Here is a 12,320-nt window from a genome sequence, read left to right on the forward strand (position 1 = left end):
TGATACTTTCTTAGATTACATGGATTTTGATTCACAAAAAATGAAAGAAATGTAGGAGGTATTATGATGGATAAAGCACAAATTGGTGTTATTGGAATGGCTGTCATGGGTAAGAATCTTGCCTTGAATGCTGAGAGTCGTGGCCGTACGGTAGCAATTTATAATAGAACGGGATCTAAAACTGAGCAGGTTATGAAAGATCACTCAGAGAAAAAATTAGTACCTAGCTATTCAATTAAAGATTTTGCGGATTCATTAGAAAAACCTAGAAGAATTATCATCATGGTAAAAGCTGGGAAACCAACTGATGCAGTTATTGCAGAATTATTACCATTCTTAGATAAGGGTGATGTTTTAATCGATGGTGGAAATACTTACTTCGAAGATACAGTGCGTCGTAACGCAGAATTAGATAATTCTGGGATTAACTTTATTGGAATGGGTGTTTCTGGTGGTGAAATTGGTGCCCTTGAAGGCCCATCAATGATGCCAGGTGGCCAAAAAGAGGCCTATGACCTCGTTGCGCCAATTCTTGAAGAGATGTCAGCTAAAGCTAAAGATGGGGCTCCATGTGTGACTTACATCGGTCCTAATGGTGCTGGACATTACGTTAAGATGGTTCATAACGGAATCGAATATGGTGATATGGAATTAATTTCAGAATCATATCATTTATTAAGAGAATTATTAGGACTTTCAGTGGAAGAAGTTGCTGATATTTTCTCTGACTGGAACAAAGGCGAATTAGACAGTTACTTAATCGAAATTACAGCAGATATCTTAACACGTAAAGATGATTTAGGGACTGATAAACCAATTGTTGATGTTATCTTAGACCGTGCTGGCAATAAAGGTACTGGTAAATGGTCATCACAAAGTGCCCTTGAATTAGGTGTTCCTCAATCTGTTATTTCTGAATCAGTTTACGCACGTTATATTTCAGCAATGAAAGAAGAACGTGTTGAAGCAAGCAAAGTCTTACCTAAACCTGAAGTTAAATTAGGCGAATTAGACAAAAAAGAATTAGTTGAAAAAATTCGTGAAGCCTTATACTTTAGTAAAATCATGAGTTATGCTCAAGGATTTGAACAATTACGTGTGGCTTCAGAACATTACGAATGGGACTTGAACTTTGGTGATATGGCTAAGATTTGGCGTGCTGGATGTATTATCCGTGCTCGTTTCTTACAAAATATTACTGATGCATTTGATGAAAAAGCTGATTTAAATAATATCTTATTAGATGATTATTTCAAAGATATTGTTAAAAAATATCAAGAATCAGTTCGTGATATCGTTGGTATCGCCGTTAAAGCTGGTATTCCAGTTCCTGGATTTAGCGCAGCAATTACTTACTATGATCAATATCGTTCAGAAGTCTTACCTGCTAACTTAATCCAAGCACAACGTGATTACTTTGGTGCTCATACGTATGAACGTACTGACAAACCAGGTTCATTCCATTACACATGGTATAAAGAACAATAAATCATTAAATTGAAAAAGGCTATCTAACAGCATTGTTAATGTTGTTAGATAGCCTTTTTTTTATTTTTCAGCTAATAATTTTTATTAATGAGCCCAAAAGGCAAGAAATTCTATGGCAATACCGACAATTAGTGATAACAGTGTGAAATACTTGTAGTACACTAAAATGGCAATATATTCACGAATAAGGGCACTTGGTAGAAAATAGAATGAAGTTGGTGCGCCAATGCCATCAGCGTTCAAACCAGCTTTTTTTGCATAAAGACTCGCTCTAAAGACGTGGTAGTTACTAGTTGAGAATAGAATTTTAGGAGCAGTGGTTGAAGTCCAATCTTCATTTATTTTTTGTTTTGAAAATTTCATATTTTCTAACGTAGTCGTAGATTTATCTTCTACAATAATATCTTTTTCGGGAATGTTGATACTTAATAAGTAATTTTTCATAGCTGCACCCTCTGAGATGAGTTCGTCAGAGCCTTTACCACCACTAACGATAAATTTTAAGTGACCTTGTTGTTTGTTATAATAACCGACGGCTTTGTCAACGCGACTTTTTAGTAATGGGGTTACTTTACCGTCTTTAACCCAAGCGCCTAAGACAACAATATAATCAACTTTAAAACTCTTAGGAATCATTTGGTAAATGAGCGAGTAAATTAGATAGCCAATGAATAAAGTACTGAAAAAAATATCAATTAATAGGAAAGTTGATAGGAGCGCGCGGGCAAATATTGGTAGGTTAGATGTAATTAAGATTAAAGTCACAAAAATAATTAGAAAATTATTCACGCCTAAGATTGATGATAATTTCCCAGTGAATCCTTTACCTTCCTTATGCGCTATAAAAAAGGTGTTAAAGACCATCCCGGGAATAACGACGAGGATGACTAGGAAAATGGCAATGAAGATACCAGATAAAATAATCTGCCAGTATAATAACGGAATATCATCCATATGATTAATGAGAACCTTTAAGCCAATTGCGAGCAAAGTCATGATTAAAGTGACAATGCTAATTGCAAATAAGGCGCCAATAAAAAAGTTGCGCCGATCTATCAGTAGTAATAATCCTAAAATAGCAATTACAATAAAAAGAATATACATAGTATTTACCTCACTTGTTTACAATTATCGTACCTGAAATAGCTAATTCAAGCAAATATAGTGTGACAAAAATGGATGAAGTGAATTCGGATAGTGACATAAAAAAACCTTACTAAAATTAATTAGTAAGGCTCTATTGTCTAAAACTTTCAATCATTAAGGTAACTTGCTTCTGACGAGTTTCATATTACCGGTATTTTCTCCCTCAGATGCCTTTCCTCTAATTGTGCTACTTTCTAAATTGTCTGCGTTAATTTTAATATTTTTAGAATTAACGGTATAGGTGCCTTCTGCTTGTTCAGAACCATAAGAATCGTACAGATAAAATTCACCTTTTTTATCGAATTCAAAATAGCTAGATGAATCGGTATCTGGACTAACTTTCCAAGTTCCAACAATATTATTTTTAACATTTCCAGAAGCTATTACTAAATAAATAATGGTGATTAAAACAACAAGACTGATGGTACCAATAATTAGTTGCGTTTTAGTTACTTTAGCTAAGAGAGAATTATTGTTTTTATTCATATTTTCACTGTCCTTTGTTTACTAATTGGTTATACCCCTTCATTTAGTAGGGGATAGAGATAAACTTATTTTTCTACGGTTACTTTTGTATAGCCACTATTAGCTGCTTTTAGAGCGGAGGTAGCCTCATCCAAGGATGTATAAGCTTGATTTGATAAGGATAATGTATCATTAGAAGATACATTTTTTAAATCTAATTTATTATTTGAAATATCTATGGAATCATAACCATAAATTTTATATGATGTTGTTTTTTGATTGTCATCAGTGAAAGTATTATTTTCATTAATCTTATAAATGACAGCTAATCTGTAACTTGAATGAGTCACGGAAGTAACAAAACTAGTAGAACGAATATTTGTAATATAACTAGTTAAACGTTTAATGATAAAAGTATCCGTACCTATATCTGGACTATCCTTGTCATCTTTGTTATCTGTTCTCGCAAGGGCATCTACTTGCGTAAGTGCAGCGGCAAGATTTTCGATATTTGAAAGTGATTTAAGCCCTGTAACAGTCACTTTTTTTGAATGAGATCCAGTAAATATTTTACCTTTTTCTCCTAAAGAATCAATATAATCAGGATTTATTTTGACTTTAACGGTATCTCCGTTAGAAAGATTGTACTTATTAACTGGTATTGACAATATGTCTGAACCATATTTAGCTGATTTTTCATGAATAGATCCGGAACCATTGTATCCAGAAAAATTAAATGAAACGTTTTTTAGGATATCAGATATTGTTATTTTAGATGATTTTTTAAGTCCTTTGACAGTAAATGTTTTTTTAGTTGATTTTATGGGAATATCCGTTGAATCAACGGTTACTGTCATTGTGACTTTATCCCCGTTAGAAAGATTTGATTCTTTGTTAAAGTCAACATCTACTGCTGAATCGTAAGAGTCTGCAAGATCTTCCTTTTGTTCAAAGGCAGGATCTGTTTCTAAAATATCTATTGCACTTGTATTATCTGAGAGAAGGATCTTTGTGTCCTTTTCTGATATTTTTGCTGCTTTGTAGGAAATTTCTTTGATTTTTTTATCTAATGCGTCACTTTTATAATTTAACGTGCCGTCACCGTCGTATCCTGAAAAAGTAACATCAGCAGTAGAAACTAAATTAGTAGGTCGTGTTGCGATAAAACTAAAAATAATAATTAATATGATAAGAATTGACGCACCAATAGATAGTGATTTTTTATGACCTTTTACAAATTTTTTCCCGTTAGTTATTTTGGATTCATTCTTTTTAAGCAAATCGTTCATATTTCTCCCTTTTATGGCATGAAGCTTAATAAGCTATACCACTCCCAATTTTTTTAATAATGATTTAATTTAAAACATTGCCCCTGCAGCAGCAATCCCACTTGCAATTGCTAAAATAACAAAAACATCAATAAAAGAAATGATAGTCCCGGCTATAGCAAATCCTTTTGGCGTTTTAAATAGACCAATAACAGAGAACAATGCCCCTAAAATCCACATAATCCAGCCGATTACAGGAATCCAGCCAAGAAAAAGTGTGATTAAAGCAATAACAAAACCTGCTGTTCCTAGTGGGTTCGTTTGGTTTGTTGATTGATTATTGATAACGATAGCTTCTCTGTGTTGTGGTACGTTGTTTTCTGTAGGTTGTTTATTCTTATTTTCTGACATTATTTTTCCGCCTTTTTTTAAGTTATTTTAGAGTTATTAATTTTTGAATAGTACTGTGAGTAACAGAATGGTTTAAGAACGATCACTTTCTTCCTCATTTTAAAATAGGTACAATAGTATAAATATAAAAGTACTGTATTAATTTTATTTCATAAAATCACTCCTAATTTTCTGTTGAAAAGGCTTATAAAACCTTTTTACATACTTAATAAGTATTATTATAGCAAAAATATCTATTATAATCTTCTTTTATCGTTATTTTAGTTAATATAAAATCTTTAAGCTGATTGACTTTTCACTTATTGTAAAATATAAGGTTACGATTGGAGAAAAATCGATGTTTAAAAAAATAAGTCAATTGATTCATAACAAACGAAAGTATTTAAATTTAACAATAGAGCAGCTCGCTGAAAAGTCGAATGTGTCAATTAGTTTGATATCTAGAATTGAACGGGGTGATGTTGCTAATATTAGTATTAATAAATTAGCTGATATTGCACAGGCATTAGATTTAGAATTGATTGATTTTTTTAGTTATCCTCAGTTTTCAGATATTCCTACTGTAGAATTAATGCAGTATATGGGTTCGTTAACGGAAGAGAATCGTAAAGAATTTTCTAAGTCAATTTTAAAAATTATTAAATTATAAATCATAGTTATCAATAATAGCTTGTGCAATTTCTGCTAGGGTGGCATTGTATTTTCTGATTTTATATTCTTGTACGAGATCAATTTCAAGAACATCTGTTTTTAAAGTTAAGATGTTAAAGTATTTGAAATCAAGTCTATTATCAGTTAGGGTGTAAATGTAAAATTTTAAATCTTGTAGTACCTTTAGGTTGTTCATTAATAAATTAGATTCATGCATAAAATAAGGTTCCTCCTCAAAAAAAATAAGCTTTAACCAGTCGATCTAACTGGTTAAAGCTTATTTTAATCTAATATTAAATTATTTATAGACTTGTAATTAAGATGAATTAATTCTGCGTTAACACAAACTAAAGAATCATTTGAATTAATTTTAACATAGGTGTCAAGAGAAAGAATAAACTCAATTTTGAGTTTATTCTGGGTCAAATAGCAGTTGGCTAATTAACTGAATGGTTTTTTGATCATGTGCAAATAATGACACACTTCGGGTAAAAGTACTGTCTAATTGTTTCATTGATAGATTGGTCATCCCTTGAGCAACCTTATTAATAGCCAATGATTTTGGCAATATAGTGACATAATCTGAGTGAGATACTAGTGTAGTTGTTGACTCACTGTAATCAATTTCAGCAATAGCTGGTGGAACGATACCTAATTTTTGATAAATTTGTCTAATTCTTTGATGAATTGGACAATATTTTGGATACATAAGAAGGTTTAAGTGACTTAAATTAGTAGCATTTAAAGTGGTTATATCTAATTTTTCAACTTCTTTATTGTTTTTTGAATAGATTAAGTAATAGGGTTCTTTAAATAATGCTATTTCTTCGAAAGTACCAATTAAATCATGTCTAAAAGCTGAGTCAATTAGTATGACATCAAGGTTTCCGTCATTAAATGGAGCGATTAGTTCGAAAATTTTATTGGTAATTAGGGTTTCTTTAAAACTAGTAAATGACTTAATAAAGAATTTTTGATACATCGTTGACGAGATACTATCAAGTGAGCCTAGTTTTATCTCATCTAAATGAACTGCTTCTGTGGAAATGGAATAATGAATATCTTCAAATTCTTTAATAATTTTTTTAGATCTTACATATAATCTTTGACCTACTGACGTGAGTTCCATACCCTTAGAACTTCTTATGAATAATTGTTCATCATAATAATCCTCTAGTTGTTTAATTTTTTTACTTATTGCTGGTTGGGTCATCATTAAGGCAGTGCTACTTTTATTAATACTCTTAAGTTCACTAACTTTTATCAGAATATAGAGAAGTTCAATATTAAACGAATTTTCATGTGGCATGGGTCTTCACTCCAGTCTGTTCTAGTTGGGGGTTATGCAAATAAGTTATAACTAAGTATTATAAATTGTTTATTCAAAAATACAAGATTGGATGTTAGATTTTAGATAAGCTGAAGGGGGATATTTATGTTAGAAATTAAGTCTAGTAAATTTTCAAACTAAAAATAGGGGGTATTAAATAATGTCAAAAAAATATATTTATGGGTTAATATTATGTTTAATTTCTGTTTTGTCTTGGGGTGGGATGTTTCCAATCATGGCACCAGCACTCCAGATTATGGATCCATTTTACTTTACTCTGTTACGTTACGGTAGTGTTGCACTTATTTTTGCAATCATTTTAGTTATTGTAGAAGGTCCTAAAGCTTTTAAGACAGAGGGGCATACCATTAAACTTTGGTTATTTGGGACATCTGCATTTGCTGGATTCAGTTTTCTGGTTTTTTTGGGTCAACAAATCGCAGGCCCCTCAGGTTCTATTATTGCATCTGTTATGATGGCAGTTCAACCGTTATTAGGCGTTTTAGTTGGGTGGATATATCGTGGTGTAAAGCCTACAAAAATTTCTCTAATAGCAATGATTATTGCTGCAATAGGCGTTTTTATGGTCGTTACTAAGGGGCATATTAGCATTCTAGTATCAGGACATAATACACTTTTATCAGTCATTTTAATTTTATTAGGCGCTCTATGCTGGGTTATATATACTGCGGGTGGCGCCGATTTTCCCGAATGGTCCATTTTGAGATATTCAACTTTAACGGCTATTTTAGGTGTAATATCAGTCATTATTGTATTAGTAATAGCGACTTTAATTGGGTGGTTAAAAATACCAACCTTTTCTCAAATTAATGACGTTCAAAATGCACTATTGTATATGGTAACGTTGGCAGGCGTTGTTGCTGTATTTGCTTGGAATATGGGAAATCGAATTGTTACACCTATTAATGGTATTTTGTTTATGAATTTAGTCCCAATTATATCATTTATGATAACTATTATTAATGGATACCAAGTTTCATTGTTTGAAATTGTTGGTTGTTTAATAACGATTAGTGCATTGATTGGTAATAATATCTATAATCGCTATTCTGCAAAAAAAGGTCATGTGATTAAATAATTAAATTTAGTCTATTTTTAAAAGATTAAAGTTCTTGCGGAGCAAGGGCTTTTTATTTTGGTTTAATTTTAAAATAACTATTTATTGACAGAAGAAGATGCGTATACTATGATATTGATTGAACAATACTATATGACGTATAATATAGTGGGAGGAATAAATATGGCAATTCAAATTAGTTCAGAATTACTTGATGGTTGTGTTTTATCAGCGTTAAGTGACCAAGATTACTATGGATATGCGCTTACGCAACTACTACAAGAAACTATTTCTGTGTCTGAATCGACATTGTACCCAGTATTACGTCGGTTGAAAAAAAATGATTGGGTGACAACGTACGATCAAGCTTACCAAGGACGTAATCGACGGTATTATCAATTAACGACTACAGGGAAGCAACAACTAATCGTAGTTCAAAACGATTGGAAACGGTATTCTCAATCGATTAATACATTATTAAAGGGGGAAACACCATCATGAACGATTACTTAGATGAATTTTCATCACTGCTTGTACAACTTGATGAAGAAGAGCGTCATTCAGTTATAGAATTTTACCGTGAATACCTACTAGATGCAGGCATAAATGAATATAAGGACTGTGTTACTGAACTGGGTATGCCGAAACAATTAGCGCGTAAAACGTTAGCGGATTATTCGATTCATTTTAATGAAAATTTAAACGCTGAATCGACTCACCGTCAAAAATCACGAGCGAACATTCAGACTATTTGGTTAGTCTTGTTAGCGTTATTGGCTGCTCCGACAACGATTCCAGTAATATTCGCCATTTTTGCGATTTTAGCGGTATTCGGGGTTATGATTTTTGCGTTTGTGATTACTGCTTTATGTCTGTTAGTTGTTATAGTTGGAACAACTGTCGTGATGATTATTGCTGGAATTTGGGTTATCAGTCATTCACTTTGGACTGGATTATTTTATATAGGATTCGGCATGACATTGTTAGGACTAGGGTTAATTGTTATACCATTAATTATTTGGGTTATAACTTTAATGATTCAAGTAACTACTAATGCTGTTCAACGTTTATATTACCGATTTATTAAACGTAATCGTGCTGAAAAAGGGGGAGATTATCATGAAACGCAGCATTAAAATTGGTCTTATTTTATTAATCTTTGGGTTGATTCTAGTTGCTTTTGGGAGTGTTAATGATGGCATTAAACCAATTTACTGGCAGCATGGGTTTCATTCAACTAAAAAATTAACAAAGACGTATTATCCTAAGCAAATAAAATCATTAACTTTAAGTTCAGATTTACCAGTTGAAGTACGAAATGGTGAAAAGAGCCGTATTAAAGTTAATGCAACTCGCGAACAACCTAAGGTAACGATACATCAAGGTCATGTAACCATTAGCTCGCGTCATGCTGGTAGTAAATACACGATGGGAATTTCACCAGATAGGAGTAATAAAATTATTATTACGGTGCCTGAAAATAGAACTTTAGATCAAGTTCAAGCTATGTCACAACAGGGTGATTTACAATTAACCCATTTAAAGATAAAAAAAGTACAAATTAAAAGCCGAGGTGACGTTTACTTAGACCATTTAAAAACGTCAAAATTAATTGAAATAAATGCAATTGGAGATAGTCAATTAACTAATGTGACAGCACCACAAGTGACATTAGTTTCATCAGAGGGAGATTTAACGTTGCGGGAAAATCATTTCAAAAGTGGGTCTATTATTACTAGTGATGGCGATATCTCTTTATTGAATAACCAGCTTGAAGACCATTTTTTCGTTAAAACTAATGATGGTGACATTGACGTTAGGGCTAATAAAAATAGCGGTGTCCATGCTACTTCTCGTGATGGTGATCTATCTATATTTGGTCGAAATATAGATGATTCTAATTATACGTATCAAGCGACAGCTAAAAGTACGTATCGGTTAATGACAAGTGATGGGGATATAGCAGTAACTGATTATTAAAAGAGGGAGTCTTGATAGTGAAGTGCCTTAAGGTAGTTAAACAAAAATAGTGATATATTAATTCATAGTATGCCGATTTTAGGTTTATTTATAGGTTCTTTGTCAACGGTTGTTGGTGATAGAGCCTTTTTAATTTGGTTAAAAAGTGCTAGTTTAAAATTCTTAAAAGGCTATAAATACCTATATGAGTTACAGTGTATGCAAGGATATCATTTAATGGTAAAATAAGAAAAGTAAGATATTGGTTAAAAATCGTGTGTATACGAATGAGAAAATAAAAATAAACTAACAGGAGATCGTGAAAATATGAGTCGTATTCTAATAATTGAAGATGAAAAAAATTTAGCGCGCTTTGTTGAATTAGAATTACAGCATGAAGGATTCGAAACTGAAGTCCATTTTGATGGACGTACAGGATTGGAAGCAGCTCTAAATGAAGATTGGGATTCAATTTTACTTGATTTAATGTTGCCTGAATTAAATGGACTTGAAGTTTGTCGTCGTGTGCGACAAGTTAAAAATACACCAATCATTATGATGACAGCTCGTGATTCTGTTATTGATCGTGTATCTGGGTTAGATCATGGTGCAGATGATTATATTGTTAAACCATTTGCGATTGAAGAATTATTGGCGCGTTTACGTGCATTGTTACGCCGTATTGATATTGAAGGTGAACAAAATATTGCGAAACAAACGACCGTTACTTACCGTGATTTAACAATTGAAAAAGAAAATCGTGTCGTTCGTCGTGATGAAGAAGTGATTGAATTAACTAAACGTGAATATGAATTACTTTTAGCTTTAATGGAAAGTGTCAACGTTGTTTTAGCTAGGGATGTTTTATTAGCTAAAGTCTGGGGCTATGAATCAGAAGTTGAAACGAACGTTGTAGATGTCTATATTCGATACTTACGAAACAAAATTGATCGTAGTGGTGAAGAAAGTTACATTCAAACCGTTAGAGGAACAGGATACGTAATGAGATCATGAGAAGAAAAATAACCCAGCATCCAAAAGAAGCAAGACGTATGTCGCTTAAATGGAAATGGGCATTAGGAACGGCAATGGGTGTTTTACTTATATTTGCCGTTTTTTCTTCGCTTATTTTTCAGAGTTTTAGCGGTGTTTTATTAGATAAAGAAAAAAAAGATGTGCAAGATACGTTAAGAACGGTGACACAACAATTAAGTCGTGAAAACCAAGAGTTAACAATTTCGAGTACTGCGCAACATTTGAAGCCAATAAATTCTAATGCCAGTTCTTCTAAAGATGAAAATAATTTATATTCGAATGCGGTAATTGTTAACTTATCACGAGAAAATGTTGCAGTTGGTGTCTATAATTTGAAACAAGAAGAGGTTTTTGCTTCAAGAAATTTAAATGTGCCATTCGTTAAAATAAATAAAATGACATTCACTAGCCAAACCATTAATGGTGCAAGTGGTTATGTTGCCAGAAAGGCCATTTATTCATCTAAAACGGGTAAAAAAATTGGCTATGCACAAGTGACAAATGCGTTAGAGAACTATCATAAGATTAGTAATAAATTAATTTTAATTTTTATTGTTTTAATTATTACGGCAACTTTTGGTAGTGCCATTTTAGGCTATGTCTTAGCGTCTTGGTTACTTAGTCCCATTGATTTAGTGAATGAAACTATTGATCGCATTAATGCGGGTGATACACCGATTGGACATGTTCGTGTCCCAGACATGCATCGAAATGATGAGTTATCTGATTTAACGGACTTGTTTAATAGTATGCTGGATCGAATGGAACGCTATATTGATCAACAACAACAATTCGTTGAAGATGTTTCGCATGAATTAAGGACACCAGTTGCGATTATTCAAGGGCATATGGAATTATTAAACAGATGGGGGAAAGACGATCCGGCTGTTTTAGCCGAATCGATTGAAGCATCCCTCCAAGAAATTAATCGGATGAAGAGTTTAGTTCAAGAAATGTTAGACTTGTCACGAGCTGAACAAGTTGAAATGACATTTAAGAATGAACTTACCGATGTTCGTTTAGTTGTTTTACAGGTATTTAATGATTTCAAAATGATTCATCCAGATTTTACATTTATTTTGGATGAAGATTTCAGAGGAGAAAGCTTAGTAAAAATTTCACGAAATCATTTAGAACAAGTTTTAATTATCTTAATGGATAATGCGGTTAAATACTCAGAAACAAGAAAAGAAATTCATATCTCAGCTTCAAAAGATATGAAAATGGTTCGAATTGCTATTCAAGATTTCGGTGAGGGCATTTCTAAAAATAATTTGAAGAATGTCTTTAATCGTTTTTATCGTGTTGATAAAGCAAGAAGCCGTGATAAAGGTGGAAATGGGCTTGGATTATCAATTGCACAAAAATTAATTATGGGTTATAAAGGGACATTAGTCGTTGAGAGTGTTGCAAAACGTGGATCAATTTTCAGAATTTCATTACCCTTAATTGCAGAACAAATAAATGAAGAGACAAAAAAAGATTAAAA

At 32.5% G+C, this 12,320-nt stretch carries 14 protein-coding genes; 8 read left to right on the plus strand and 6 right to left on the minus strand.

Going from position 1 to position 12,320, the window contains the following annotated elements; all coding sequences use genetic code 11:
* The first annotated feature begins 66 nt into the window (after positions 1 to 66).
* Positions 67 to 1,488 carry an NADP-dependent phosphogluconate dehydrogenase gene (gndA, locus tag ACVPPR_RS03625; protein WP_462297659.1) on the plus strand — a complete coding sequence of 474 codons (1,422 nt, stop codon included), beginning with the start codon at positions 67 to 69 and terminating at the stop codon, positions 1,486 to 1,488.
* Positions 1,489 to 1,572: 84 nt separating this feature from the next.
* On the opposite strand, the gene ACVPPR_RS03630 is transcribed toward gndA, so the two are convergent.
* From ACVPPR_RS03630 to ACVPPR_RS03645, 4 genes are all read right to left on the minus strand, one after another.
* A complete protein-coding gene (locus ACVPPR_RS03630) occupies positions 1,573 to 2,592 on the minus strand; it encodes a YdcF family protein (RefSeq protein ID WP_462304666.1) in 1,020 nt (339 codons plus the stop codon).
* A gap of 156 nt (positions 2,593 to 2,748) precedes the next feature.
* Positions 2,749 to 3,120 (minus strand): hypothetical protein, encoded by a 372-nt coding sequence (locus ACVPPR_RS03635; protein WP_462304667.1) that lies wholly within the window; start codon positions 3,118 to 3,120, stop codon positions 2,749 to 2,751.
* Between the two features lie 65 nt (positions 3,121 to 3,185).
* Positions 3,186 to 4,379, minus strand: a complete 1,194-nt coding sequence (locus ACVPPR_RS03640) for a hypothetical protein (protein WP_462304668.1) — start codon at positions 4,377 to 4,379, stop codon at positions 3,186 to 3,188.
* Positions 4,380 to 4,457: 78 nt separating this feature from the next.
* The gene (locus ACVPPR_RS03645) at positions 4,458 to 4,778 is read right to left on the minus strand and encodes a hypothetical protein (RefSeq protein ID WP_462304669.1); all 321 of its coding nucleotides are present in this window, start codon (positions 4,776 to 4,778) and stop codon (positions 4,458 to 4,460) included.
* Between the two features lie 337 nt (positions 4,779 to 5,115).
* Here ACVPPR_RS03645 and ACVPPR_RS03650 point away from each other — a divergent pair, with 337 nt between their 5' ends.
* Entirely contained in the window at positions 5,116 to 5,427 is a 312-nt protein-coding gene (locus ACVPPR_RS03650) for a helix-turn-helix domain-containing protein (protein ID WP_462297652.1), read from the plus strand.
* On the opposite strand, the gene ACVPPR_RS03655 is transcribed toward ACVPPR_RS03650, so the two are convergent.
* Both ACVPPR_RS03655 and ACVPPR_RS03660 read right to left on the minus strand, forming a co-directional pair.
* Positions 5,422 to 5,646, minus strand: a complete 225-nt coding sequence (locus ACVPPR_RS03655) for a hypothetical protein (protein WP_462297650.1) — start codon at positions 5,644 to 5,646, stop codon at positions 5,422 to 5,424. The two genes, ACVPPR_RS03650 and ACVPPR_RS03655, sit on opposite strands and share 6 nt — an antisense overlap.
* 195 nt (positions 5,647 to 5,841) lie before the next feature.
* Positions 5,842 to 6,738, minus strand: a complete 897-nt coding sequence (locus tag ACVPPR_RS03660; protein ID WP_462304670.1) for a LysR family transcriptional regulator — start codon at positions 6,736 to 6,738, stop codon at positions 5,842 to 5,844.
* 181 nt (positions 6,739 to 6,919) lie between these two features.
* Here ACVPPR_RS03660 and ACVPPR_RS03665 point away from each other — a divergent pair, with 181 nt between their 5' ends.
* The 6 genes from ACVPPR_RS03665 (at position 6,920) to ACVPPR_RS03690 (ending at position 12,318) form a co-directional block, all read left to right on the plus strand.
* On the plus strand, positions 6,920 to 7,858 hold the full coding sequence (locus ACVPPR_RS03665; protein WP_462304671.1) for a DMT family transporter: 939 nt from the start codon (positions 6,920 to 6,922) through the stop codon (positions 7,856 to 7,858).
* 162 nt (positions 7,859 to 8,020) lie between these two features.
* A complete protein-coding gene (locus ACVPPR_RS03670; RefSeq protein ID WP_462297646.1) occupies positions 8,021 to 8,338 on the plus strand; it encodes a PadR family transcriptional regulator in 318 nt (105 codons plus the stop codon).
* Positions 8,335 to 8,973: a DUF1700 domain-containing protein gene (locus ACVPPR_RS03675; protein ID WP_462304672.1), complete on the plus strand. Its 639-nt coding sequence runs from the start codon at positions 8,335 to 8,337 to the stop codon at positions 8,971 to 8,973. Before ACVPPR_RS03670 ends, ACVPPR_RS03675 begins: the two co-directional genes overlap by 4 nt.
* A complete protein-coding gene (locus ACVPPR_RS03680) occupies positions 8,957 to 9,817 on the plus strand; it encodes a DUF4097 family beta strand repeat-containing protein (RefSeq protein ID WP_462304673.1) in 861 nt (286 codons plus the stop codon). Before ACVPPR_RS03675 ends, ACVPPR_RS03680 begins: the two co-directional genes overlap by 17 nt.
* Positions 9,818 to 10,123: 306 nt before the next feature.
* Positions 10,124 to 10,810 carry a response regulator transcription factor gene (locus tag ACVPPR_RS03685; protein WP_462297636.1) on the plus strand — a complete coding sequence of 229 codons (687 nt, stop codon included), beginning with the start codon at positions 10,124 to 10,126 and terminating at the stop codon, positions 10,808 to 10,810.
* A 38-nt stretch (positions 10,811 to 10,848) separates the two neighbouring features.
* A complete protein-coding gene (locus tag ACVPPR_RS03690) occupies positions 10,849 to 12,318 on the plus strand; it encodes a HAMP domain-containing sensor histidine kinase (RefSeq protein ID WP_462304674.1) in 1,470 nt (489 codons plus the stop codon).
* Positions 12,319 to 12,320: the final 2 nt, after the last annotated feature.

It is taken from the genome of Dellaglioa sp. L3N (genome assembly GCF_054941095.1).